Origin of the sequence: Frankia sp. CeD (assembly GCF_000732115.1) — a bacterium.
Lineage (GTDB): Bacteria > Actinomycetota > Actinomycetes > Frankiales > Frankiaceae > Frankia > Frankia casuarinae.
This window is the reverse complement of record NZ_JPGU01000001.1, coordinates 1-26594: the sequence shown is the minus strand read 5'-3', so window position 1 is coordinate 26594 and position 26594 is coordinate 1. Positions and strand designations below refer to the sequence as shown.

13 protein-coding genes and 2 pseudogenes are annotated in these 26594 nt (G+C 65.1%); 4 read left to right on the top strand and 11 right to left on the bottom strand.

Features of this window, described 5'->3' with window-relative positions; genetic code table 11:
- Positions 1–123 precede the first annotated feature (123 nt).
- The 6 genes and pseudogenes from CED_RS24520 to CED_RS00045 all read right to left on the bottom strand — a co-directional run bounded on the left by CED_RS24520 (position 124) and on the right by CED_RS00045 (position 13695).
- Positions 124–264: a hypothetical protein gene (locus CED_RS24520; RefSeq protein WP_157902460.1), complete on the bottom strand. Its 141-nt coding sequence runs from the start codon at positions 262–264 to the stop codon at positions 124–126.
- Between the two features lie 16 nt (positions 265–280).
- Positions 281–718 carry a helix-turn-helix transcriptional regulator gene (locus CED_RS21930; RefSeq protein WP_011435438.1) on the bottom strand — a complete coding sequence of 146 codons (438 nt, stop codon included), beginning with the start codon at positions 716–718 and terminating at the stop codon, positions 281–283.
- 427 nt (positions 719–1145) lie between these two features.
- A pseudogene (locus tag CED_RS25910) lies at positions 1146–6622 on the bottom strand (carboxyl transferase domain-containing protein).
- Between the two features lie 145 nt (positions 6623–6767).
- Positions 6768–7751, bottom strand: a complete 984-nt coding sequence (locus tag CED_RS00055) for a 3-oxoacyl-ACP synthase III family protein (protein WP_023841298.1) — start codon at positions 7749–7751, stop codon at positions 6768–6770.
- A 24-nt stretch (positions 7752–7775) separates the two neighbouring features.
- Positions 7776–11006 (bottom strand): annotated as a pseudogene (locus CED_RS00050) (type I polyketide synthase).
- A gap of 250 nt (positions 11007–11256) precedes the next feature.
- Complete coding sequence (locus CED_RS00045; RefSeq protein ID WP_131728921.1) at positions 11257–13695, bottom strand: LuxR C-terminal-related transcriptional regulator; 2439 nt, start codon at positions 13693–13695, stop codon at positions 11257–11259.
- A 515-nt stretch (positions 13696–14210) separates the two neighbouring features.
- Between CED_RS00045 and CED_RS00040 the strand changes: the two genes are divergently transcribed.
- The 3 genes from CED_RS00040 (at position 14211) to CED_RS00030 (ending at position 18657) form a co-directional block, all read left to right on the top strand.
- The gene (locus CED_RS00040; RefSeq protein WP_235186817.1) at positions 14211–16169 is read left to right on the top strand and encodes an NAD(P)/FAD-dependent oxidoreductase; all 1959 of its coding nucleotides are present in this window, start codon (positions 14211–14213) and stop codon (positions 16167–16169) included.
- Positions 16166–17140, top strand: coding sequence for a RimK family alpha-L-glutamate ligase (locus CED_RS25905; RefSeq protein ID WP_035908009.1), 975 nt, complete (start codon positions 16166–16168; stop codon positions 17138–17140). The genes CED_RS00040 and CED_RS25905 overlap by 4 nt, the downstream gene beginning before the upstream one ends.
- A 158-nt stretch (positions 17141–17298) precedes the next feature.
- Positions 17299–18657, top strand: a complete 1359-nt coding sequence (locus CED_RS00030) for a cation:proton antiporter (protein WP_035908239.1) — start codon at positions 17299–17301, stop codon at positions 18655–18657.
- A 1295-nt stretch (positions 18658–19952) separates the two neighbouring features.
- Here CED_RS00030 and CED_RS21235 read toward each other — a convergent pair.
- The 5 genes from CED_RS21235 to CED_RS00010 all read right to left on the bottom strand — a co-directional run bounded on the left by CED_RS21235 (position 19953) and on the right by CED_RS00010 (position 25154).
- A complete protein-coding gene (locus CED_RS21235) occupies positions 19953–20804 on the bottom strand; it encodes an alpha/beta fold hydrolase (protein WP_082456737.1) in 852 nt (283 codons plus the stop codon).
- 31 nt (positions 20805–20835) lie between these two features.
- Complete coding sequence (locus CED_RS21920; protein ID WP_023841292.1) at positions 20836–21357, bottom strand: lipocalin-like domain-containing protein; 522 nt, start codon at positions 21355–21357, stop codon at positions 20836–20838.
- A gap of 291 nt (positions 21358–21648) precedes the next feature.
- Positions 21649–22986 carry a crotonyl-CoA carboxylase/reductase gene (gene ccrA, locus CED_RS00020; protein WP_035908007.1) on the bottom strand — a complete coding sequence of 446 codons (1338 nt, stop codon included), beginning with the start codon at positions 22984–22986 and terminating at the stop codon, positions 21649–21651.
- A 40-nt stretch (positions 22987–23026) separates the two neighbouring features.
- On the bottom strand, positions 23027–24805 hold the full coding sequence (locus CED_RS00015) for a 3-hydroxyacyl-CoA dehydrogenase family protein (RefSeq protein ID WP_035908006.1): 1779 nt from the start codon (positions 24803–24805) through the stop codon (positions 23027–23029).
- Positions 24806–24809: 4 nt separating this feature from the next.
- Positions 24810–25154: a helix-turn-helix domain-containing protein gene (locus CED_RS00010; protein ID WP_023841291.1), complete on the bottom strand. Its 345-nt coding sequence runs from the start codon at positions 25152–25154 to the stop codon at positions 24810–24812.
- 1069 nt (positions 25155–26223) lie between these two features.
- Between CED_RS00010 and CED_RS00005 the strand changes: the two genes are divergently transcribed.
- Positions 26224–26594, top strand: a 371-nt coding sequence (locus CED_RS00005) for a reverse transcriptase domain-containing protein (RefSeq protein ID WP_255361081.1), incomplete at its 3' end; no start/stop codon positions are given.

The following is a 26594-nucleotide window of genomic DNA, read 5'->3' as shown; positions in this document are numbered from 1 at the left end:
CTCGGTCGGTCAACCAGCCGCTGACCAGCGACGATCACACCTGGTAGTGCCTGAAACATCCGTAAAGGTCCGGACTCGCCGANGGCAGGATGTCTTGACTCCAATCAGACACAAATGACGCTTTCAGAAAAGACGCACCCGTTGCTGGGCGACGTCCCGATGCTCCGCGCCACTGTCCTCGGCGATGACCGCGACCGCCAAGGCCGCGAAGCGCAGCATGCCGACCCGGGGTCCGGGCGGATCCGGTATCTGTCGGACACACACCGCTGATCAACTTACGCTATAGGGCTTTTTCGGGCAGGCTTGCAGCTCTGCCGAAGACGGTCTCCAGCGCGGTCTCCAGCGCGGTCTCCAGCGCGGTCAGCGCCTCCTTTTCCCGGACAGCTATTAATTTCTCCGGGTTAGCTACCCCTGTGAGATTTCCGGCGATATCGTCGTCCTTGAATCTGAGGCGAGAGCTGTAAAATTCCTGGATCCATCGGGCCGCTGGGCCGAGCGCATCCTCTTCGAGACGCACCGGGCTGCGGTGGCAACCTCCAGGACGGCGGATCAAGCCGGCTTCCTGAAGCACCTTGAGGTGCCTGGAGACCGCCTGGAGACTTATCTCATACGGCTCGGCAAGCTCACCTACTGTGGCGTCATTTTTNACAAGTCGCTCGACCATGTTGCGACGGGTCGCGTCTGCAAGGGCCGCGAAAATTCTAGAAAATTCATCCATCTATCGCTCATCCTATCGCTTATCCAATTAATAATATTATCCGAATTTCTCAATCAAGATAAATTATCGATGAAGTCCCGGCCCGCGATAATACATAATTCGGATTATCCGGGCGGTCTCAAGGAGTCGATGCGTCAGCATCTATATGTTAGTGGCAGATCATTGAGGGCGGAATCAAGTGGTCATGGCGACGTATAAGAGCGTGTCTCGTGTGGGTGCGCGGGGTGCATCTCTGATCATGGATGTAATGGAGAACAGCCTCGCGGTGCGACTGGTCCCGGACGATCTATGGGAGCTGGTGGAAGCATTGCTGCCCTCGGTTCGAGACGCGTCGGCAGGGCGGTGGGACCGCACCGATCGGTTGGGACCGCCCCGCTCTGAACGCGTTCGATCTCACGTTCGACGGCCACCGGGCCCCGGCGCGCCGTCACCTCACCTCATTTTCGGGGTCAGCGCCCACGGGCTTTGATGCCTCGATGGCCTCGATGACCCGCGGGCGCAATTCGGCGGGGGGGATGACGGCGTCGACGGAGCCGACCTCGACCGCGCGTTGGATAGTGTGCCGGCGGTCGAACTCCGTGGCTATCTCGCGATGCTTCTCCGCGTGGACCGAGACGCGGAGCTCGTCGAGCTCCGCGGTTAGCGCGGTGTGGTCGGCGCCGGTGGCAGCCGCGACGCGGGCCTCCAGGCCGCGCACCCGCGGGTCGGCCGCGGTGCGGGCGTCGACTTCGCGGGCGAATACCACCGCGGCGGCGGGAGCGCCGCCGAGAACCGAGGCGAACGAGCCCTCCAGCGCCAGCACGGTCATGTTCGGGTTCAGCGCCTTCGAGAACACCACGAACGCGCCACCGTGGTACCGCGAGATCACGCAGAATACAATGGGCCCGCGGAAGTTCACGATCGCGCGGCCGATCTCGGCGCCGTACTCCAGCTGCAGCTTGCGCATCGACTCCGGCGAGCCGTCGAAGCCCGACAGGTTCGCCAGCACCACCAGCGGCCGGTTCCCGCTTGCCGCGTTGATCGCCCGTGCGACCTTCTTCGAGGACTGCGGGAACAGCGTGCCCGGAGTATAGATTTCCGGGCCGTCGGTGGGCGGGAAACCGTGCCGCGGCACAGCGCGCGACTCGATGCCGATCAGGCATACCGGTATGCCGCCGAGGTGTACGTCCCACACCACCGCGGTCTCCGCGCTCTCCATGTGCTTCCAGCGTTCCNGCACCGGGTGGTCCTGGTCGGACAGCGCCTCCATCACAGGGCGGATGCCGAAGGGCTTCTTGCGGTCCGGGTTGGCCTCGGCGGAGAAGATCTCACCGACGGAGGTGAAGTCGCTGCCAGCCACCGAGTGAGGGTAGTCGGAGATGTCGCGGTCGACGGGGTCGTTCGTCTCCGCTCGCCGCGGACCATCCTCGCCGGGGGCGACATACGTGTGGTTGTAGTATGCCATCAGCATGTCCACGGCGGCGGTCAGGTTCGGCGCCCAATACTGCCCCTGCCCGTTCGGGCCCATCACTCGGTCGTAGCCGCCAATGCCGAAGTTGTCCTCGGCCGACACGCCGCCGGAGACATCCACTGCCTGCTTGCCGGTGAGCACCATCGTCGAGTCCGGGATCATCACCAGGATGCCCTTGGTGTGCATGAGCATCGTCGCCTCGGCGTTCCAGTACGGCTGCGCACCGACGGTGATGCCCGTGACCACGATGTTGATCTCGCCGCCGGCCTGGGTGAACTCGACGATCTGCTTGAGTGCCGCGCCCACCCAGTCCATGTTCTCCGTGCCCGATTCCATGGAGATCCGGGCACCGGAGGACAGCGCGTACCATTCCAGCGGCAACCGCCTCCGCTCGGCCAGGTTCAGTGCGGCGATCACGCGGCGGCACTCCGGCTCTGACAGTGCGCCGAGCGACTTCGTCGGGTCGCTGAGCAGTACGACCCTGGTGACACCCTGCGGGTGCAGCCTGGTCGGGGTGGTGGCCACACCCACGACGATCGCCGCGGTGTTGTGCCCCTTCGGCCGGTCGACCGGCACCAGCGCGCAGTTGTCGTCGAGGTCGTACTCGACGAAGTCGCCGAGCAGGTCGGTCAGTTCATACGGGTGCATCATCTTGCGGTTGCTCGCGCGTAGCACCTTGAGCCGGTAATCGTCGATCGGCTCGACCGGCTCGACCGAAGGCTCGCCAACGGTCAGCTCGGCGCCCGTGGTCTTGAAGGAGACACACACGGCGATCTCAGACAGCTCGCCGGTCTGCGGGCTGCGCTGCTGGGCGATGAACAGGATCTCCTCTAGCTCGGCGTCCGCGGTCATCAGCAGCACACGCTCAGCGATCATCTCCAGCTCGGTGCGGGTGATGTCGCTCGGCGGCCAGACGTAGACCACGATCCGGTTGGTGTTGAAACGCTTGTCCGACGGTCGCCGCGACCGCGCGCGGCGGATCGAGTCGACGCAGGCGGCCACGGCGTCCTCGGCCGCTGGCAACGCGACCAGCTGGCCATCATGATCGTGCTCCCTAAACAGGTCGCGTACCTGGATGAACGCGACAAAGCGGTTATCCGACGGATTCTCCCGCGCCACGCACTGGTAGAGGTACACATCCTCGTCTGACGACGGCAACCGGGTGAGGTCGAATTTGCTCAGCCGCTCCAGCTGCATCCGCTGCGCGATGCACGGGTGCAGGCCGCGGATCAGCCGTTCCTCGGCCATCCCGGCGTCCGACGGCCGGAACGTGAAGTGGTGGGTCATCGTGCGGCTGCCTCCGGGGTGATGGTGATGGTGAGCCGACGCACCTGGGGCGGCAGCGGGTGCGCGCTGGCGGCCTCGCCCAGCGCGGCCGCCATCACGTCGGAGTCCGCCGGCTGGTTCTCCCAGGACAGGTAGATGTCAGCATCGACGGAGCGCTCGCCGCCTGCCAGCTCCGCAAGCCCACCCAGCGCCGCGTCCAGCGCGTCGAAGCCAACTGCGCAGGAGACGAGCCTGGAGCCCGCGCGCTCGGCCACCCAGAACCGGTAGCCGGCGTACTCGGTGGCGCGGATGTGGGTGAGGTCCTTGTTGCCGTAGTACCGGCGGGTCAGCACTTCCAGTATGACCGTGTTATCCCGGTCGCCGCGCAGCAGCCGCTGGCCCAGCAGCGGCACCAGCGGCTCGGTGCTGCGCACCATCTCGGCGATGCGCTCGGTGCGATCCGGCGCGTCCGGGTAGGCGTCCAGGTGGAGCAGGTGCTCGAAGATACGGATGCGCTCCTGGGCACGGCGCAGCAACTGCTGATGCTGGAACCAGGCGAACATCACGTCGAGCGCGAGGTCGGCAACCACGGGGAAGTGGCCCTTCGTGGCGGCCACCAGCCGCTCCAGCGCCAGACGCACCGGTTTGTGCACGGACTTGTCCGGCGGCGGCTCCCACCGCCACGATTCCAGCAGCGCCGCAACTACCTTGGCGGCCACCTTGGCGGTGGCGGGCTGCCGGGCGAGGAAGATCCGGAACACCGCGGCCTCGAGCTCGGGGGAGCGTTTCAGGTCGGTGACGTCGTAATGCCCGAGCGCCTTGGCCAGTTTGGCCTGGAACGCCTCCGGTAGCCCGGCCCGCTCGACGTCGAGGCTGCGCAGGTAGGTGTGGAAGTGCTCGTGAGGGTTGCGCAGGTGGCCCTCATCGCCGACGTCCATGCGGGCAGGCCGGTTCCGGCTCAGCTCGGCCAGGTCGGCGAATATTTCGATGATCTCTAGCTCCTTGGCCAGCGGCTGGTGGCCCTCCTCGGTGGCCGCCCGACGCGCGGCGAGGTAGTCGTGGAGCACCTGGCGCTCATCGTGCAGGTCGAAGCCCAGCAGCAAAGCGCGCAGATCCTCCAGGCCGCGCGCGGTGCGCTCACGCGCCGGGACCTCCTCGGGCGCGGTCGGCAGGTCCAGCCCGGCCGCCGCGGCGGCCGGGCTGTCCTCGACCTCGGCGCCGGCGATCGGCTCCAGCCGCAGCAGCGGCGCACCCGCCTCTACCTGGCTGCCCACGGAGACGAAGTATTCCCTCNCCCGCGCCTTGAACGGCGCCTGCAGCACCGTCTCCATTTTCATGCTCTCCAGCACCAGGATTTGTGCGCCCGCCTCGATCTCGGCGCCAACCTCCAGCGGCGTGGCGATAACCATGGCAGGCATGGGCGAGCGGACGACGTCGCCCTCGTCGCGGCTGACCCGGTGGGTGACGCCGTCCACCTCGATCAGGTGGACGGGCCCGTGGATGTCGGCGAGTAGCCGGTACCGGGCACCGTTGACGACGATCTGCCCGGTGTGCCGATCGAAGCGGTCAATCTTGACGTCAGCGGTGCGGACGTCGGCGCCCGCTTCGAGGCTGACGTGGAACCGGCACGGGCCCCGCCGCGCCACGCGCGCCCGGTAGCCGACGTCGCGCAACTTGAGGTCCAGCGGCCGAGCGCTGTCGTGCTGCACCTGCGGGCGTCCGCCGAACGCCGTCAACAGCAGCCGCTGCCGCTCGACGTGCTCCTTCTCCTCGTACGCGTCGATGGCCGCTGCCACCAGGGCCACGGCGGAGTGCCGGTGCGAGACAAGCCCGTCCCCGACGCGGTCGATCCAGCCGGTGTCCGCGCTGGCGTCGATCAGCTCGGGCCGGTTGAGCAGGTCCAGCAGGAAGCTCTTGTTCGTGACACCACCCTTGATGATCACTTTGGTCTCCTGAATCGCCCGGCGCAGCCGGCCCAGCGCCCCGTCGCGATCGCGGCCGTAGGCGATGATCTTCACGATCATCGAGTCGAAGTCGGCCGGGATGGTGTCGCCCTCGCTGAAGCCAGTGTCGACGCGGATGCCGGGTCCGGCTGGCAGCTCCAGCCGCGTGATGTGGCCCGGGCACGGCATGAAGTCGCGGTCGGGGTCCTCCGCGTTGAGCCGGGCCTCGACGGCGTGTCCGCGCTCGACCGGCCGCACGCCCTGCAGCCGGCCGGCCGAGGCCACGTGTAGTTGGGCCTTGACCAGGTCGAACCCGGTTGTGGCCTCGGTGATCGGGTGCTCGACCTGCAGGCGGGNGTTGACCTCGAGAAACGTGACCTGCTTGTCGCCGGGATGGTAGAGGAACTCGACGGTCGCCGCGCCCCGGTAGCCGACCGCGACGATCAGCCGCTCGGCCGCGGCCTTGAGGTTGGCCGCCTGCTCCGGGCTGAGCACCGGCGAGGCCGACTCCTCGATTACCTTCTGGTTGCGCCGCTGCACCGAGCAGTCACGGACGCCGAGCGCCCACGCGGTGCCCTGGCCGTCGGCAATCACCTGGACCTCGACGTGCCGGGCCCCAGTAATTAGGCGCTCCAGGAACATGACATCGATGCCGAACGCCCGCGCGGCCTCTTGCCTGGTGCGCTCGAAGGCGTTGACAAGCTCGGACTCGTCCCTGATCACACGGATGCCCCGACCGCCGCCGCCCGCGGCCGCCTTGAGCATAAGCGGATAACCGATCTTGGCAGCCGCTGCCAGGGCGGCGTCCAGGCTCTCGACCGGACCGCGGCTCCACGGCGCGACCGGCACGCCGACCTCCTCGGCGATCCGCTTCGCGCCGATCTTGTCGCCGAGCTTACGCATGGCCTCGGAACTAGGCCCGATGAAGGTGACCCCGAGCCTCTCGCAAAGCTCTTCGAACGCCGGGTCCTCCGCGACGAAGCCCCAGCCGACCCACGCGGCGTCGGCCCCAGTCTCCACCAGCGCGCGCTCTAGGACCCTCAGATCGAGATAGGGACGCGCGGCGGCCGGGCCAAGACAGTAGGCCCTGTCGGCCTCGCGCACGAACGTCGCGGTGCGGTCGACGTCGGTGTACAGGGNGACGGTCTCGATCGCTGTCGCGGTCTCGGCGACTATCTCCCGAACGGCTCGGATGAGGCGCATCGCGGCCTCACCACGGTTGACGATGGCGACGCAGCGGAACACGGCTGAGTCCTTCCTGCTCAAGACACATCATTCGGCTGGCGGGTGGCCGGTTCGTCCTCGCGACTGGTGACTGACCGGAATGTGGGGATGGCGCCCGGCCGGTCGCGATGACCGCGCCGGGATCGGCGACTGCTTGATATCGGGCCTACGCCCAGCGCAAGGCGACTCCACCCCACGTCGCGCCGCCGCCGAAAGCCACGATAAGGAGCAGGGAGTCCCGCTGGAGCCGACTGGCCCGTACAGCGTCATCCAGTGTGATCGGCACGGAAGCGGCACCGGTGTTGCCGTACTTGCCGACGGTGAGATGCAACATTCCCGAGGCGAGCCCCAGGTTCTCAGCCAGGTCGGCCAGCATCACGCCGTTCGCCTGATGAGACACGATGAGATCAACGTCGGGCAGCGTTATACCCACAGTCGTGCACAGTTCCGTCACGACTGCTGCCAACTTCTCGGTTGCCAGGCGACGAACCTCCCGGCCGTTCATCATGAAGTAGTGCTGATGTTTCTCGATGCTGAGATGGCTCGGAGGTATTCGACTGCCTCCGCCTGGGATCTGGATCAAGTCCTTGTTGCGCCCGTCCGAGTACAGGGTGCTCGCCAACAGGCCTTGTCCGTCAGGTACCTTGCCGAGGACGACCGCGCCAGCACCGTCTCCGAAAAGAGTCGAGGTGCGGTAGTCGGTGTAGTCAAGAATGCGCGAATAGGTGTCGGCGCCAATAACCAAGGCGGTGGAGTAATCCGGGTCCGCGGCAAGTAGGGAGTCGGCGCACTTCAGCGCGTAGATGAAGCCGGTGCAGACCGCTTGAATATCGAAGGCGAACGCTCGAGTGGCGCCGATGGATGCTTGAACGTGGCATGCGGTGGCGGGCATGGGCTGGTCGGGTGTGGATGTGGCAAGCACGATCAGATCGATGTCCCGGGCCTGCATGCCTGCCGCGGCGAGCGCCTGTCGTGCGGCGTGGGCAGCCAGATCCGAGGTGGCCTCGTGCGGTGCTGCCACACGGCGTTCGCGGATGCCGGTCTTCTCGAAGATCTTGCCACGGTCGAGACCGAGGCGATCTTCCATTTCTTCACTCGTCAAAATTTTTTCTGGGACGTATGACCCGGTTCCCAGAATGGCTGTGTTCACGATTAATCCTTTCAGGGGTCGAGGCTACAGCAGTTCGGCGATATACTCACTGAATTCTGCGATTGTGGGATGCTCCCGGATTGCGGCGAGCGAGATGGAGACCTTGAATATTTGCTGGATTCGTCCGCGGAATTCCACGGCGCGTAGGGAGTTCAGACCGAGTTCCGAAAAGGCGGCACTAGGGCTCAGTCGACGCGCTCGCAAGCTGAGGATCTCACGCAAGATTTCAATGATCATCTTTCTGATGATCTTGAGGCGTTCATCTCTGGTAGCCTGTGAAATCTCGGCGCTGATGTCGGCGTCCGTCCCAGTGTCCGGACGTTGCTCGGTCGGCTCTGTATGCGCTGACCGGGCCGAGTCGGTCGGGGGCGCCAGGTTCCTGAGTAGCTTGATCAGATAGGTGCGTCTGTCCCACGTCGTAGGCGGCACGTCCGCGATGGCTCCATCGCCGTGCCACCGCCGCCAATTCATGTCGAGCCCGGCGCAATGAAGCGCTGCGATGCTCGTTCGTAGGGCTGTGGCCTGATCGTGCCTGTTATCGGTAGTCGGTACAACCGTGGCCTCCGGCGCCCCGGCCGCCTGGAGGGTCAGAATAAGCGGGTGGATTGCCACCGGATGTGGAGAGATCTCCTGGAAAAGCTGGTGTCCGTCGTTGACGATGGCGGTCGTGGCATCCACCGCCCGAACCGGGCAGCGCATGTTCTCACCCCAGTAGGCAGCATCGAATGTGGGTGTCTGCCGCGGATCAGGCAGAACCGTGGTATAGAAACGGATCGTCGGCTGCCTAGGCCGTATATCGCTGAGCTCAGCGGTCAACGCGTCGGCGACTGGATGGATCAGGGGACAGTGCGAGGCGACATCGACATTGATCATATGCGCGGGAACGTCGCGGGATGTCCAGCTTTCGACCAGGCGTTCGACTTCGACTCGAGTACCGCCGATCACGGTGGACCGGGGTGCGGCGAAGAACGCGACAGCCACGTCGGGAAGATGGTCGATCTCTGCCTGGACCGTGGCCGCATCCAGTTCGACGACCGCCATCGCCGCAACGCGGGCTTCGGCGATGGGAACGCACAGCCGAGACCGACGGCAGATGACGCGGATGCCGTCTTCCACGGTCAACGCCTCCGCGATCACGGCGGNGGCGATTTCACCCATGGAGTGTCCTACTACGGCGGCGGGGTGGATGCCGTGGGATTGCAGGGTGCGCGCCAGAGCGACCTGTACCACGAAAATCAAGGGCTGTACCTGGTCGATTCGGGTCACCTCGTCACCGGCCCGCAGCACCTCCTCCGGCGAGAAACCCGACTCGGCGCGAATCAGGGGGTCGAGCGCCGCGATCGTGTCGGCAAACACGGGTTCGGTGGCGAACAGGTCTCGCCCCATACCGGGCCACTGCGAGCCGTGGCCGCTGAACACCCACACCGGTCCCGTTGCGTGCTCGGCGTGGACATAATCGTTGACCATGCCTTCAGGACGGGGGTGTGTCCCGTCGGCATATGCGCGTAGGCGGTTGACGAGATCGNCCNGGGAGCGAGCGACGACCGCCAGTCTCTCGGGGCCGTGCGAGCGGCGTACCGCGAGCGTGTGCGCGATATCTTTCAAGGGTGTCGTCGCGCCGGAGCGGATGAGCCAGTCGGCGAGCCTGATCGCGGAATGCTGCAGCGCAGTTTCTGATCCTTCCGACAGCAGGAACGTGAGAACGGAATCGTCGCTGCTGCTGGACGACCTCGGCGCGACCGGGGAGCTGGAATCCGGCGGTTCCTCCACGATGGCATGCGCGTTGGTCCCGCCCACACCGTAGGAGGACACGGCCGCGAGGCGCGGACCACCGGTGACTGGCCATGGTGTCGTTACGGTCGGAACGAACAACCTGGTGCCGGACGGGTTGATAGCGGGGTTCCACCGTCGGAAATGCAGGGACGCCGGGACCTCACCGTGGTACACCGCCAATANGGCTTTGAGTAGCCCCACCATGCCCGCGGCGGGTTCGGCGTGGCCGAAGTTCGTCTTAGCCGAACCCAATGCACACCGGCCTCGTCCCCGTCCGTAGACGGCGGCCAGCGAACGGAACTCGATCGGGTCGCCAACGATGGTTCCGGTGCCGTGCGCTTCGATCATTCCAATTTCTTCCGGGTCGACATCGGCAATACTCAGGGCGGTACGGAACACCTCTTCCTGAGCTTGCTCGGAAGGAACGGTGAACGGGGACGTCTTCCCGTCATGATTGACCGCCACCCCCCGTAGCACGGCGAGCACGCGGTCCTGGTCACGCATCGCGTCGTCGAGACGTTTAAGTACGAGGACCACGCAGCCCTCGGCCCGAACGTAGCCGTCCGCTCGTTCGTCAAAGCTGAAGCATCGCCCGGTGGGAGATAGCACTCCCAACTCGTTATAGGCCAGGAACGTTCGGGGGCTGAGTAGCAGGTTGACCGCGCCAGTGATCGCGAGGTCACACTCGTCCTGCCGAAGGCTGTTACATGCCAGGTACACGGTGGCCAACCCTGTCGAACACGACGTGTCCACGGTCATGCTGGGACCGCGCAAACCGAAGACGTGCGATATCCGACCGGATGCCGGTCCGGCCTGGTTACCGGGCANAAAGTAGGGGCCCCCGCCGCTCGGGAGCTGATGTGCGTGGAGCATATGNTCCAAGTTGGACATGCCGACGAACACAGCAGTGCTGCTCCCTACCAGGTCATCGGTTGGCAATCCAGCGTGCTCGAACCCCTCCTGCACGACCTCCAGCAACAGCCGATGTTGAGGATCGATCAACTCTGCCTCGGTCGGGTCGATACCGAAGNCCTCTGGATCGAAGGCNCCGACGNCCNCCNANAAAANCCCGCCACGCCACAGCACGTTCCGATCGGTCTCTGCCTGCGATGCTTCCCGCGACGCCTCACTCCATCGCTCTGATGGCACATCGGTGACCGCATCACGACCGTCGCGGAGGAAATCCCACAGCGACGCCGCGGAACCAACGCCGCCAGGAAGGCGGCACCCGATCCCAATCACCGCAACCGCGCTGGAGGTGTTTCCCCCAGCATCCCGCGTCCGTTCACCCGAACCCTTACTCGGATCCGCGCGGATGGTCTGATCCGCCTTCTTGACCGGAGCGTCGTTGGCGGAGTCGTCGGTTGTAGTGACCGTGATGTCACTGTTGGTCAGCTGTTCGACCAGGACGGGCCGGATCGGGTCCGCAAGATCCGGGGAGACCCGGGGCAGTCGATCGTCGCTCTTCCTCTGCTTCGACACGAGGACGCTCCTCAGCGACTCGGTTGAGATGATGAAGGAAGAGTACCCCAATCCGGTCGCTTATCAACCACTTGGTTAATATATATTCCACTTTGGTGTGGTTGTCGGCGGGGCGGACACGCCGGGCCTCGACCGGGCCCACGCAGGNGGNGGNGCCTGGTGTCCCGGTCCGGAGATCTGCGCTCTGATGAGATCTGTGATGAGGCCCCGTCAGATGATCCACAGCCGCCAGCGAAGTCGCGGCCCGTGACTACCCGTGAGGTTGTACGCCTCCAGACTCTCCATGAGGAGGCGGGGGTGAGGTGGAGGCGCTCCGCTCGCGCTCGCCAACATGTCGCTGCGGCTCACACGTACGTTCCTGGGGGCTCCTGCTGCTGTCCTTAACCCACGCGACGATCTGGGCCCGTGAGGTGAAACCGAGCTTGCCGAGAATGCGCTCGACGTGACCTTCCGCCGTGCGCTGGGCGATCACCAGGTAGCTCGCGATCTCCTTGTTGCTCAGACCGCGGGCGACGAGGTCCGCCACCTGACGCTCCCGAGGGGTCAGGGGCACCTCCGGCTCGCCGGCGGGAACGACGGGGTGGGCGACGGGAGTCCCGGTGCCCTGGGTAGCCGCGGCGACGGCCTCGTCCAGGTCGAGTTCCGCGCCCTGCGCTAGGGCGCGTTCGAGCTTCCGTTGATCCAGGACGCGTCGCAGGGACGCCTCGCATCGGTGGTGGAACGAGGCGAGCCCGAAGACGGCGATCGACGCCCCGGTCTCACGCCAGATCCGCCCGGCCGCGCCGAGCAGGACCGCGGACTCGTGGTGCCGACCGGCCGAGGCCATGACCCACGCCTGCTGCTCCAGCGCGACGGCGATGCCGACATGGTCGTGGAACGCGTATTTGAGGGAGATGGCCGCGGCATGGTGCTCCATCGCCTGCTCCAACTCGCCTAGCTGCCAGGCCGCCAGACCGAGGCCGCACAGAGCGAACGAGCGGAAGCAGCATTCGCCGAAGCGCTCGGTCAACGCCACGCATTCCGCGAAGACGGTCGCCGCCGCGTCCTGTTCCTCGCGGATTCCGTGGGCCAGCCCGAGATAGAGCAGTGATTGGGCGAGACCGAGCGGCTCGTCGAGGTCAGTGAACCGGCGGCGGGCGTCCTGACTGCGCTCCACCGCCGCCGACGTGTCCCCGCTGATGGCGGCGAGCCTGCCCTCGACGCAGGCGATGCGTGCGAGCACCCGCTGCTCGTGCAGCCTGGCGGCCAGATCGCGAGCCTCGGCCAGCAGCGACGCCGCCGCGGTGATGTCGCCCTGGAGGGACGCGGCGTGGGCGGCCGATTGCAGACCGATGGCCCGGATCCCGTCCGGCTCCGTGGCCTTGCTCAGCCCCCGATCAAACCAGAAGCGCGCCTCGCTGAGTAGCCCGATGGCGGCCCAGTATTGCCACAAGGCCACCATGATGGACAGAGCGGTCTCCGCCAGGCCCGGTGTGGTGAGGCAGAGGTCCAGCGCAACCCGTAGGTTCGCTTGCTCGTTCCGGATCCGCCGGATCCAGTCCAGTTGGGCCGGGCTGCACCACTGAGCGTCGGCGAGGGCCGCCATCCGGCGGTAGTAGGCGAGATGCCGACGGCGCACGTCCTGTTCCCGACCGGACTCGCGCAGGCGGTCCTGGCCGTACTGGTGAATGGTGTCCAGCATCCGGAACCGGACCATCCCCTCGTCGTCGTCACGGACCAGAATCGACTTGTCAACCAGCCCGCTCAGCACGTCCAGCACGACTGCCGGCGGGTACCTGGCGCCCTCCACCTGCTCAGCCGCCTCCAAGGTGAACCCGTCGGCGAACACCGACAGGCACGCCCACATCTGCTGCTCCTCGGGATTGCACAGGCCGAAGCTCCAGTCGATCAGCGCGCGCAGGGTCTGCTGGCGGCGGGGTCCGGCCCTGTTGCCTCGCGTCAACAGGGCGTAGCGGTTGTCGAGCCGATCGAGGATCTGCTCCAGGGACAGCGTCCGGAGCCGAGCAGCCGCCAGTTCGATCGCCAGCGGGATGCCATCCAGGCGATGGCACAGCGACGCGACGGTCCGCCAGTTGCCCTCGTCGAGGCTGAATTCCCCCAGTACCGCCGCCGCGCGCTCCGCCAGCAGGCTCACCGCCTCGTACTGGATGAGCCCGCCAGCCAACGCGGACTGGTCCGCGCCCGGGGCCGGCACCGGGGGTACTCTCAGCGGGGGCACCTTCAGCACCCGTTCCCCCGCCACCCCGAGCAGGTGGCGGCTGGTTGCGATGACCCGCAGGTCCGGGCCCGCGCGCAGCAGGGTGTTGACGAGCCGGGCACACGTGTCCACGAGGTGCTCGCAGTTGTCGAGCACGAGCAGGATCCTGCGCGGAGCAAGGTGCGCGGCGAGCGTCGCCGCGGTCCATCGCCCGGAGAGGAACTGCAGGTCCATCGCCTCGGCGACCGCGTCGACGACCAGTGACGGGTCGTCGAGGTCGGCCAACTCGGCGATCCAGACACCGTCGGGGAACGCGCGCTGCCGGTCCGCCGCGAGCCGAAGGGCGAGGCGGGTCTTCCCGACCCCCCCNGGCCCGGTCAGCGTGAGCAACCGGGCGCCGGCCAGCAACCGCAATGCCTCTGCCAGCTCCTGTCTGCGACCGACGAAGCTGGTTAGTTCCGCCGGCAGGTTCGACCTTCCACGTCCGGACACACACAACACCGTCCCGCTACCTGTGGGGGGACACAACTTGGTCGGATAAGTGGACAACTGGGACGGACAGGTGGACAACTGGGACAGACAGGTGGGCAGGCGAGCGGACAGGTAGTGAGACAGGTAGTTCTCCCGTCCCCGCACACCGGTCCGTCGCTCAGGCTGCACCCATGCCGAGGACGCAGACTGCACTGCCAGCAGCCTTGGGATGCCGGGGACCGGAGCCGACCGGCTGGAGCGGGTGTAGGCAGCCAGGGCAATGGCACATCCACAGGCCAATCAATTGTAATAGTCGGGTGTTGTACATCCGTGTTCCATGCAATGAGATGACGCCAGAGTTGGGGGAGACCCTGCGAAGCAGGGCAGTTAGGAAGATCGTTAACGTGGCGGCCGGATCTGGTTGCGGAGCTAGCCAACAAAGTCCCTTGGTATCGTCGACACCAGTCCTGTGCGCTTATGACGAAGTAAATTTATGCGAGACTAAGCACGCGAGACCAGNTGCGAAAATCCAGCCGGTGGGCGAGGCCGACCGCGTTTCCCGGAAACTTCGACAAAGATCTGATTTGATGACCAACGAGAAAGCGCATTCACCGAAGGGCTTGCCGGTGATTCGGCAGACGACCTCCGAAACTGATGTCGTGGTAGTCGGTGCCGGCATCATAGGCCTGGCGAACGCCCTTCAGCTTGCCAAACGAGGCCTGCGAGTAACGCTGATCGACAACCTTCGCGACAAGAAACACAGCTACAAGGTTGGAGAGTCGTTCCTAGTCTTCACAAGTGCTTTTCTCCGCACTGTGGGCGAGCTGGATGAGTTCATCACCGAGGAATCATTCGCGAAACTCGGTGTATGGTTCTCCCACGGCACGGAGAACAGATCAGACTTCCACGACGCCACCGAGTGGGCCATCAACGCCGACCCGCATCCGCCGCATTATCTCTACGATCTTGCGCCCGACAAGAAGTGGTTCCGCTGCATGTTCCTCGACATGCAGATCGTCCGTCCCGAAGCGGAGGATTCGATGTGTGCGGCCGTCCGACGGCGTGCTGGAATCACTTTCGTCGACACCGCCCGAGTGAGCGACATACAGATCTCCCCGGGAGCGGACTGGCACCAGGTGGAATGGCTGGACGGCACAACCGGGCACAGCAACATCATCCGAACGCGCTGGGTCGTCGACTGTTCTGGACGCAACCGGTTGTTGGCCCGCGGCCGCGGACATGCCGCGGAGCGGCGGGAACTGACTGACGGATTTCAGACGACAGCGGTCTGGGGCCAGTTCGAGGGCGTGACCGACGGCCTGTTCGGTGACGAGTGGACGCATACCTTCCCTAACGGCCGCGATACGCAACGCGACCTGTACACCGTACATTTGTGGGGGGCCGGTTACTGGATCTGGGTCATCCGGCTCTCGAAGGAACGGATCAGCGTCGGCGCGACTTTCGACCAGCGGTCGGCGCCACCCGGCCGAACTCCGCAGGAGCAGTTCTGGAATCTCATCCGGCGGCACCCCGTCCTCGACAAGGTGATCGCACCGGAGTCACTCCTTGAGTTCCGGACCTACCGGAACGTCCAGCACTGGACCGACACGTTCGTCAGCCCGCAGCGCTATGCAATGGTAGGCGACGCGGGCAGCATCATCGACGCCTACTACAGCCAGGGAATCGCGCTGGCGTTGGTGACCAGTTGGCATCTCGCCAACATTGTCCAGGACGACGTCCGCTCCGGGAACCTGGACCGGGCGTATATCGAGCGGGTGAACCGAGCCACTCGCCAGGACTGGCACATGCTGCGCGCGATGGTCCGCGAAAAGTACACTGCCGCGATCGCGGATCCTCGCTTCTTCGTGTTGTCCCACGTGCTTGATATGATGGTGTTCTGGTCGGTGGGCAGCACCCGTTCAGCGCTCACCCGATGGCTCGTCGACACCGAGGGCGACACCACTCGGGAGACCCCGAAGAACCGCCGCGTCCGGCGGCGTCTGCAATCCACGCTATTCTACTCCCGGGCCCCGCTGTGGCGGTGGTTGCCGCCGGAAACCGTGCNTTGGATACAGAGCCGGCTACAGGCCAACCTCGCGGCCCGCGCACGGTGGCGGCTGGATCACGGTGTCAAGCTACCAACGGTCCGTAGTGTCCAGAACGTCACCGCGCCGCTGCCTAAGCTGTGGTGGCTGGCGATCGGCGGGGACCGCGGNCGAGATATTTNAGCTCATGACCTGGTGGAACCCGCGGAACTACGACCAGAGGGCACCGCGACCTGGTTGGACCGGTTGCCCGTGCCGGCCAACACCCGATTGCGATGGGTGATCCGGCTGCGGCCGTACGCCCTGCTCGCCGGATTCTCCGCTGCCTATCTGTGGGACGGGGCGGACACGGCGATCCGACGCCTGCGCCTGCTTGTACGCCGCCCCAGCGACAGCGCGACGGCCAGCGAACTCGCTAACCACGAGGCCTTGCTAAGGAAGAATGAATGAAAGCCGTTACCACTGGGCGACCGATCGCTTATCTACATTTGGACTCGCCGCACGCGGAGTACCCACAGATCGTTACCGCCCTGGCTGATTACGGTGTCACGGCAGTCGCGGTCCATCTCGACAACGTGCACACCGTCGACTGGACAGCGTTCGACGGCGTGAACCTACGAATGTGCCGCGGCTTCCACGAGCGGCCCGACTTTCTTGACAGGATCCGGAGACTGTATCTGGAGCTGGACGGGAAGATTCCAATTCTGAACTCGATGCGGGTGGCCGTCGGGACGCTCGACAAACGTCGGTNCCTGTCAGAGCTCGAACAGGACGGCATCGCGGTGATCCCGACCCGGTGGGTTTCCCGGGGCGAGGACGTGACGATTGACACGCTCATGACCCAGACCGGATGGGACCATGTCGTCATCNAGCCAACCGTCTCGGCCGGCTCCTGGCGCACCTTCCGGGTCTCACGGAGCGGGCCGAGCACCTCAGCAACGCACTTCGTCCGGCACGGCCACGAAGCAACGTCGGCGACGGGCGTGGCACCACGCCGCGACACGGAACCCGAGACACTGCTCCGTGACTTGGTGTCCACCCATCACGTCTGTGTCCAGCCCTTTCTTTCATCGATCCTGGCTCACGGTGAACTCTCCTTCGTCTTCCTAGGCGGAAAGTTGAGCCACGCGGTCCGCAAAAGAGTCGCCCGGGACGGCGGCTGGTGGGCACACGAACGGTTCGGTGGCCGGAATGAAGTGATCCAGCCGACACCAGCCGAGCGTGAGTGGGCGTACTGTGTATATGAAGCACTAGAGAACCGATACGGACCGTTGATCTTCGGCCGGGTTGACGGCTTGCGGGACGAACACCGTGTGCTGCGGCTACTGGAATGTGAGCTCGTCATCCCCCGTCTGCTCCTGACCGAGGGCAACGCCTACGACACGTACGCAAAGACCATCGCGCGGGCGGTTGGCGGCTGACCCGATGACCTACCGAGAAACGCTCGCCGGCCCCGGGGAGTAACGGTTACGCACGCAGCGCATCGGATCTACCGGCGGTTTACCTCATCCTGCCACTCTCGCTCGTGCTCGGCGTCACCGTCGGTTTAGACGTCCGCCTGACCTTCCCAGGAGTAGTGATGGTCAACGCATCCGGTCCGGTAGCCGCGCTGTCGCCCCATGCGCTTCTCGTTTTCCTGCTCCAGATCGCTTTCCTGCTCGGGCTAGCTTATCTCCTCGGGCGGGCGGCAACGCGGCTGGGAATGCCGGCAGTGGTGGGTGAACTCCTCACCGGCGTGATCCTCGGGCCATCTCTGCTTGGCGCGCTCGCGCCTGGCTTCGCCGGCTGGCTGNTGCCCGCACGGGCCGACCAGTTCCATCTCCTCGACGCCGTCGGCCAGCTCGGCGTGATTCTGCTGGTCGGATTCATCGGCATAGAGATGGACATCCAGATGGTGCGGCGCCGGGGTCTGGCCGCCGCCCGGGTCGGCCTCGCCGGGCTGCTGGTTCCGGTGGGCCTCGGCGTCTCGGCGGGTCTACTGCTGCCTGACTCTCTCGTCGCGGACGGCGCCCATCGGCTGGNGTTNGCGGNGTTCCTCGGCGTAGCGCTCGGGGTCAGCGCGATCCCGGTAGCCGCGAAGATCCTCATCGACATGAACCTGTTGGACCGCAACGTCGGCCAGCTCACCCTGGCCGCGGCCGCAGTCGACGACGTGGCCGGGTGGTTCGCACTCTCCATAGTGTCGGCGATGGCGACCACGGGCGTGCGTGGCAGTGACATCGCCGTNCCGGTGGTCAGCGTGCTCGGCACCGTGCTGGCCGCCCTGGTGGTCGGTCCTCCGACGGTCCGACGGGCACTTCGATACGCCAGCACGGCGCGCGACGGCGGTGGCCACATCGTGGTCGTCACCGTACTGATCCTGGCCGCGGCGGCGGCCACGGAGGCACTGAAGCTTGAGGCGATCTTCGGCGCGTTCATCGCCGGCGTCGTCATCGGGTCCAGCCGGGGTTTCGCTCCCGACCGGGTCGCGCCGCTGCGGACGGTGGTGCTCACCGTGCTGGCGCCGATCTTCTTCGCCACCGCCGGGCTACGGGTCGATCTCGGCAAGCTCACCGACCTGTCGGTCCTCGCCGCCGGCCTGGTGGTCCTGCTGCTTGCCGTCGCGGGCAAGTTCGCCGGCGCCTACCTCGGAGCCCGGGCCAGCCGGCTTGGCCACTGGGAGGCCCTCGCGCTCGGCGCCGGGCTGAACGCCCGCGGGGTCATCGGTCTGGTCGTCGCCGGAGTGGGGCTGCGCCTCGGCGTGTTGAACACGGCGGCCTACACGGTGGTGGTCCTCGTGGCACTCATCACCACCATGATAACTCCGCCGATCCTGCACCTCACGATGCGACGGGTGGAGCACACCGCGGACGAGACACTACGGCGACTGGACCCCCCGGCGACACCGAAAGCGCACATTCCGGTGCCCGACGCTAGCGCCGGCATGGACGTCAAATAACCGCATCCTGCAAAAGGCTGTTTCGTAACTCGATCGGGTGTGGTGTGGGTGGGGTCGGGGTGTGCTCGACCCGCGCGACCCGACCGGCTCACTCCCGCTCGTCAGCCCGTCGGGAAGACCACGGACAGGCCAACGACTGCGTGGCAGATGAAGGATTTTGACCCTTCGGAGTCGCCCTGCCCCTACCAGCCCAGGAGTGCGAATCCCCTGGGCCACCCGACCCAAGAAGCTGTTTTGGAATTACCCTGGTCCCATATCCNGACCCGATAAAGCGGGCTGTCGACCGGTTGGCACGCCGAGCGCCGGAGTCCGATCCTCTGGCGCCCAGCATGCGTCCGAGGTTAGAGCAAGATCTAAAATAGGTTCTTAGAATTTTCCTCCGGGAGGGGTTGGGACCGCTGTCTGGGCTATGACCGCAACGTGGCTGGTGGCCCCGGCTGGCGCCGGCCGGGGTGTCGCACTTTGCGGACTCTCGATACTGGCCCGTGGTACGGGTACGGCGCCGCCGTTGTCCTGCTTGGAGTTCTGGCCGCAACCGCTGAGGAACAGAGTCGATGGGATGACGAGGGCGCCAAGCACCGTCACCATGGCTCGACGGCCACGGTGCCTCGGCGTCCGGGGCCATCGGGATTGGAAGGAATGTATGGTGTCCATAATGATTCAGTAGTCTACTGCCCTATGCGCAACTTTTCCACCTACCCGAGAGGCCGGGTTTTCCACCCGTCCGCGAGGTCAAAAAGATCCTGAAGCGTCCTTCCGGTGATCACATCAGTACCTTCGGCGGGTAAACCAGCCCGCCTCTTCCGAACCTTGCTGGTGCCATTGATGATCAGGTGTGAGCTCAATGGAAGTACTTTAAGAGCGTGTCTCACGCGGCGGTTCCCGGTAGATAAACGATCATGGATGTGATGGAGAGCGGCTTGCTCTACGTCCGGTCCCGGACGAGTTGTGGAAGCTGGTCGAACCGTTGCCACTCCGGTTCGAGGCAGGTCCGCAGGGCGTTGAACACCCCCGGCTGCTCGGCGAGGATCGGGCGGCCAGCGTCTGCTCGCCGACGTGGGAGCCGTCGATCGCGGCCCCGAGCGTCGCTCGCGACGCGTAGGTGGTCATGAGCGCGGCGCGCACAAGTAGGTGGGGCGGGTCGTCGGCGGTGCCCGACGGGCCGAACGCGGCCCGGCTCGCCGTCGTGTCCAGGCAGCGGGTCTGGGTGCCATCGTCCCGCACGCCGGCGGGNCACATACCGTTATCAACCTCCATTCTCAAACCCCTTCTGACCGACAATCTCAAACACCTTCTCAGATCTCTGCGAATTCGCGAACGGCCTGGATGAACTGGTTGAACTGGCTACGGTGCACGTCGTGTGATGCGTTGTGCAACTCGACGGTGGTGCAGCAGGCGGGCAGGATGCGGCGTGCGTGCGCCCATTCCTCGTCGGACCACAGTCCGCCCCGCAGCGGGTTGGCGCGGATGAGAAGGGTCCGAACAGTGAGCTGACCTAGGAGCGGGAGTAGCGAGCCCGTACAGGATCCATCGCGCACCAGGCTCTCGACGATGGCAGGGTCGGCGTACCGGAAACCCTCCAGCAGACTGTCCACATCATCGGGGTGCCAGCTGGGATGAACCATGGCGAGGATTTCCCGCAGTTCTATTTCGGGCAGTGCGATGGCCTTGATCAGATCGTTGATCTGTTCGCGCTGCAGCTTTGGTGACATCATCACCGGGGGGTCTTCNAGAACAAGACTCGACACCGTCGGGGGAAGCTGCTCCGACTCGGCACCGGTCGCGGTGACCAGGGCCACGGCGGCTCCCCACGAGTGGCCGACCAGCATCGGCTCCTCCACCCCCAGGGCGGTCAGGAAGGACACCACATCATCAGCGGCCTTGCGTAGGCCGTACGACCCGATGGGTGCTCGAACACTGGCACCATGTCCTCGCAGATCGAGCGCGAACACCTGGTACCTATCCCCCAGCGCGGGGCCGACACGAGACCAGCTTGCAGCCGATCCCGCGTTGGCATGCAGCAACACGACCCGCATTCGTTCATCTCGATCTTCACTCCAGACCCGATAGCTGAATCGGCCGGCAGGCAGATCAATGAATCGTGCGTGCCAGCCAAAATTGGCACGGCCAGCGTGTGCGCCCGTCATGGCAGGCTCTTTTCTTCGTCAGCGGTGGCCGCTATGGTGCTACGGTCGCACCAGCTGGCGATTCCGCGGGCCGGATCCGCTCCCACGTCAGGTACGGAAGCCGGATGCCAGAGCCGTCCCACTTCGCCGGACAACACAGCGTCAACACATTCTCTCTCAACGCGAAATTGCGAACCTGGTTCCCTCCAATCCATTCGGGAACAGACGCCACCTGCACATGATGGATGACTTGATCATCCTCTAGGCAATAGGTTCCGCAGTATCCGATGTAGGGATGGTTCATGGCGATCGATTCGGCGTCGACCTGCGAGCTATTCATGAATTCGGAGACGGATGCGCTTGAGGTGCGACGCTGAGGGTCGCGCAGGTGTGCGGACATGTGGCCGTCGGCCGCGTAGATCACTAGACCGCTCGGTTGGGTGCCCATGGGCATGCTGAGAATTATTCCATTGCGGTCAGTAACGATGAACGAGACAAGCTTCCATGCTCCGACTAGCAAAGGTCCATGCGTATCGAGGTGGTCCGAAAAATCCGAACTGGTTACGCCGCTCATGAAGGCAAACCTCCATTGATGTTGGATTAGCTTAGATTGTTGACTTGCTAGTCCGAGGTCGACAGTTCGGAGGCCACGCCACATCCCCTCCCTTCAGCGTCCGGTGATGGCGGTACAGGANCCCCTNCCCTGATGNGGGGGTGANCCCCCGCCGATGATCCTCGCGATCCGTAGGAGGTGGAGGCCGCGTGCAACAACACCGCGGTACACGTCCGTCTTGGTGGCGGCAGGGCCGGGGAGGCTGGCGAATTCCGACCTCCGCTATTCCCGCGGAAAATCCAAAATTCATGATCACGTCTCGCGGAAGCGGTTGATCGCTTCCAGATGGCGGGTCCGTATCGCGTTGTCGCGCACGCCGAGGCCCTCCTGCGGCGCGAGGCACAGGACCGCGACCTTGCCCTGGTGCAGGTTGCGGTGCACCTCGTAGACGGCCTGGCCGGTCTCGTCCAGTGGATACACCCGTGACACGGTCGGATGAACCAGCCCCTTGGTGATCAATCGGTTGGCCTCCCAGGCCTCGCGGTAGTTCGCGAAATGCGACCCCACTATCTTTTTCAGATTCATCCAGAGATAGCGGTTGTCGTAGGAGTGGACGAAGCCGCTGGTGGAGGCGCAGGTGACGATCGTTCCGCCGCGGCGGGCCACATAGACCGAGGCGCCGAAGGTCTCCTGTCCGGGATGCTCNAAAACGATGTCCGGANCCNCCCCGCCGGTGAGCTGCCGGATCTTCTTGCCAAAGCGCTGCCATTCCTTCGGGTTCTGGGTGTGCTCATCCGTCCAGAACCGGTAGCCTTCCGACGTCCGGTCGATCACCAGCTCGGCGCCCATCCTGTGGGCAATTTCGGCTTTCTCGGAAGAAGAGACAACGCAGACTGGGATGGCACCGCCGCGCACCGCCAGCTGCGTGGCGTAGGAGCCCAGACCCCCGCTCGCGCCCCAGATCAGCACGATATCTCCCTGCTTCATGTCCGCGCCGTTGCGCGACACCAGCTGACGGTATGCGGTGGAGTTCACCAGGCCCGATGCCGCGGCCTCCTCCCAGCTCAGATGCGCCGGTTTCGGCATGAGCTGGTTCGCCTTGACCAGAGCCAGTTCGGCGAGGCCACCGAAGTTGGTCTCGAAACCCCAGATGCGCTGCTCCGGATCCAGTATCGTGTCGTTGTGGCCCTCCGGCCGTTCCAGCTCGACCGACAGGCAGTGGGCCACCACCTCGTCACCTGGCGACCAGGCGTGTACCCCCGGCCCAGTGCGCAGCACGACACCGGCGAGATCGGACCCTACGACGTGATAAGGCAGGTCGTGTCGCTTGCTGAGCGGGGAGAGACGGCCGTAGCGCTCCAGGAAACCGAACGTCGGCAGGGGTTCGAAGACCGACGTCCACACCGTGTTGTAGTTGATCGAGGACGCCATCACGGCGACCAGCGCCTCACCGGGGCCGATCTCCGGTGTCGCGACCTCGTCCAGGTGCAGTGAACGTCGGGGGTCTTTGTCGCGGGATGCGAGCCCACTGAAAATGTTGACGTCTTCCTTTCGGACGACCACTCCCCGGTAGGTCTCCGGCACCCGGAGGGATGTAAAGGCCTCCTTGGGCGTGTCACCGGCGAGAATAGCTGACCTTATTTCTTTCACGGTCGAACTCTCCTATACGATGCCGACATCGAGCAGATGTTCAGTAGACCCGGAAACCCCGCCCGGTCTTGTACNCCAGACATCCGGACCTGACGAGGTCTTCCAGCAGGAGCGTCGGGGTGTACCCGGGTTCGCGGAACTCCCGGTACAGGGCGCGCTGGATGGCGAGTGTCACGTCCAGGCCGATGACATCGGCGAGTTCGAACGGCCCCATCGGGTGTGCGCAGGCGACCTTCATGGCTGTATCGATCACATCGATATCCACGTAATGGGACTCCAGCATCTTCACCGCGTCATTGAGATATGGGAACAGTAGGGTGTTGACGATGAAGCCGGCGCGGTCGGCACACCGGACCGGGTACTTGCCCGCCGTCCTGGCCACGTCGAAGACAGTCGCGGTCACGTCGTCCGCGGTTACGATGGTCGGCACGATCTCGACCAGGCGCATCTTCTTCGCTGGGTTGAACCAGTGCATACCGACCACATCCTGCGGGCGGGACGTGGCGGTGGCACACTCGATCACTGGCAGCGAGGACGTGGTCGTCGCGAGGACCGCTCCCGGGCGTGCAACCGTGTCGAGTTCAGCGAACAGCGCCCGTTTGACGTCCAAGTCCTCAACGACCGCTTCGATGATGAGGTCACACTCGGCGAGGACGGACAGATCGGTCGAAGCTCGANCCCGTGCCAGTGTCGAAGTACGCTCGTCCGATGAGATCTTTCCCCGTTCGACCGCTTTGTCCAGTGACCGCTCGATCTTCGTCCGGACAGCGGCGATTTTCTTCTCGCTCCGTGCACGGAACACCACCTTGTAGCCATGGTGGGCACAGACCTCGATGATTCCGCTGGCCATGGTGCCGGTGCCGACCACGCCGATCGTGTGCACCGGCCGTCCTGGGACCGCGAAGAAGCCGAGTTGGGGTGGTTCGACCATGTCGACGATCTCGGAGGAGTAAGGGGCGGCATAGGTGTAGAAACCCCGCCCGGTCTTGCGGCCGAGCATGCCGGCGGTCACTAGCTGCTTGAGCAGCGGGGCCGGTGCGTGCAGGTGGTCGCGGGAGGTGTGATAGATCGAGTCGAGAATCTCGTACGCGGAGTCGAGACCGATCAGATCGAGCAGTGCCAATGGGCCCATCGGGTGACCGCAGCCGAACCGCATGGCGGCGTCGATGTCCTCACGGGTGGCGTAGCACGCCTCCAGCATCCGGACAGCGCTGTTAAGGTACCCGAACAGCAGGGCGGTCACGATGAAACCCGCCCGGTCCCCGGCGACCACCGCGGTCTTTCCGACCTTCGCGACGAGCGTCCCGACATCCTCCAGTACAGACGGGTCGGTGACCGCAGTATGGATGATCNCGACCAGGCCCATGACCGGTGCGGGGTTGGACCAGTGGGTCCCGACAACCCGGGAGGGGCGTGAGGTAGCGACGGCCAACGTGATGATTGGCAGGGAGCTGGTGTTCGTCGTAAAGATCGTCTCTGGCGGACACAGCCTGTCCAGCTCGGCGAAGAGCCCGAGCTTCTTCTCGATCCGCTCGGGAATCGCCTCGATGACCAGCTGGCAGTCGGCCACGGCCTCGATCCCGGTTCCGGCCTGGATACGGGCGAGCAGGGCGTCCCGCTCGACCTTGGTCAACTTGCCGCGGCTCATCGCCCGGTCCGTGGAGTGCCGGATCCGATCGAGCCCACGGGCCAGCGTCTCGTCGTTGAGCTCGACGCCGACCACCTCGATGCCGGCGCGCGCCATTACCTCGGCGATGCCGGCGCCCATCGTGCCGAGCCCGACAACTCCGACCTTCGTGCCGTTGAGCTGGATATCCATCAGGTCACCGGTGGACGATCCGGTGCGCTCGCCCCGGATTCTTCACTATTATCCCCATCAATTGCGCCCTGTCTGGGGCGATGCCCCAATGCTCCGGACGGAAGCCGTCGACAATCCGTGTGGTTATCAGGTCGAACACCTCCGCGTTGAGGCGCACCAGGCTGCGGTGGGCATCCCCGGTGCGGCTGACCAGGCCGGCCTGCTCGAGTACCTCGATGTGCTTGCAGACCGTCTGCACGTCGGCCTTGCACCACTCGGCGAGCTCGCCGACCGTGGCGTCGCCGTCGCTCAGCCGCTCGATCAGGTCACACCAGGGCGGATTCGCAAGAGCCTCGAAGATCTGAAACATGATCCTGACCTTCCCCTGCAACCACGATACATCAGCTGATTCGTTTACGATAGCCCACCGAGTGGCCCATGTCGTCAACTGTACGGATGAATATGGGCGTCCTCGGGGCGACGCGTGAGGCCTGCGGTCACCTATGGTCTGGCGGCGCGGTGGCGAACATGATCATTTTTGATGACGGACGGTCCGCCCGAACCCGCCGTGGTTGGCGCTGGAAGCCAAGGGATGGCAGGATGACCTGCAGCTTCGCGACTGTCGCCAGACGGCGGCGGTTGGCGCTAGGAACGTCTCTCTGTAACGGGCAACTGGCTGAGTGGTTGCGATCTACGTGATCGCTTGTGATCGCTCGAGTCTCGTCTGAGGTGCTCGGAAGTGGTGTGTTCCGCCGGGTGCGTGGTTCGGTGTCGGCCGACTGCGCTGCGACCGGGTCTTCCGCCTGCCCGCCCCGCCCGCCGAAGGCGTCCGGCCGGCCACCCCGCCACGGCCCCGGCAGCCCACCCGGCCACGCCAACCGACGACAAGCGATCATCCAACCGGTCGGGAAGACCACGGACAGGTCAACGACCGCAGGACCTGAAGGACCGACAAGTTAAACGACAAGGTGCGCCACGAACGTGGAAGGGAGTGAATTGTAGGAAGAGCTTCTGACTGCGGTGCTGTGTAGCAGATGAAGGATTTGGCCCTTCGGAGTCGCTCTGCGGAGGGAGGCTCCAAGCCGCCACATGCAGCTACCGCCACATGCAGCTAGGGGGAGGCAGGCATTCCCCTGCCCTACATCCGCGACATATTAGGACACGTCGACCTGTCCACCACTGAAATCTACGCACGGGCCTCGACCGAAGCCAAGCGCAAGGCGCTCGAAGCCGCCTACACCGACATCGTCACCGACGACCTCCCCGAGTGGAACCAGGACCCCGACCTGCTCAACTGGCTCACCTCGCTGTGAGCCCCCGCCGCTGACAGGTTGACAGGTTATGCGCAGCGCTCAAGCCCCGATCGGGTCCTCACCAGGCCCGACAGGCCAGCACTGCGCATAATCCAGCGCTGCTCATTAGGCTCTCCGATCTCACCCGTGCTGGCGAACCTGTTCATGCACTACGCGTTCGACGCGTGGCTGGCCCGGACCTACCCGGGCGTCGCGTTCGAGCGCTACGCCGACGACGCGATCGTGCACTGCGACAGCAGGAGTCGGGCTCGCCACGTGCTGGCCGCGCTCGACGACAGGATGGGACAGGTCGGACTGCGACCGCACCCGACCAAGACCAGGATCGTGTACTGCAAGGACAGCAACCGGCGCGGCTCCCATGAGCACACGTCGTTCACGTTCCTCGGCTACACCTTCCGCGCCCGCAAGGCACGCAGCAGGCACGGGAAGTTCTTCACGAACTTCCTGCCCGCGATCAGCAAGGAAGCCCAGAAGAAGGTCAGCGGGCAGGTCCGCCG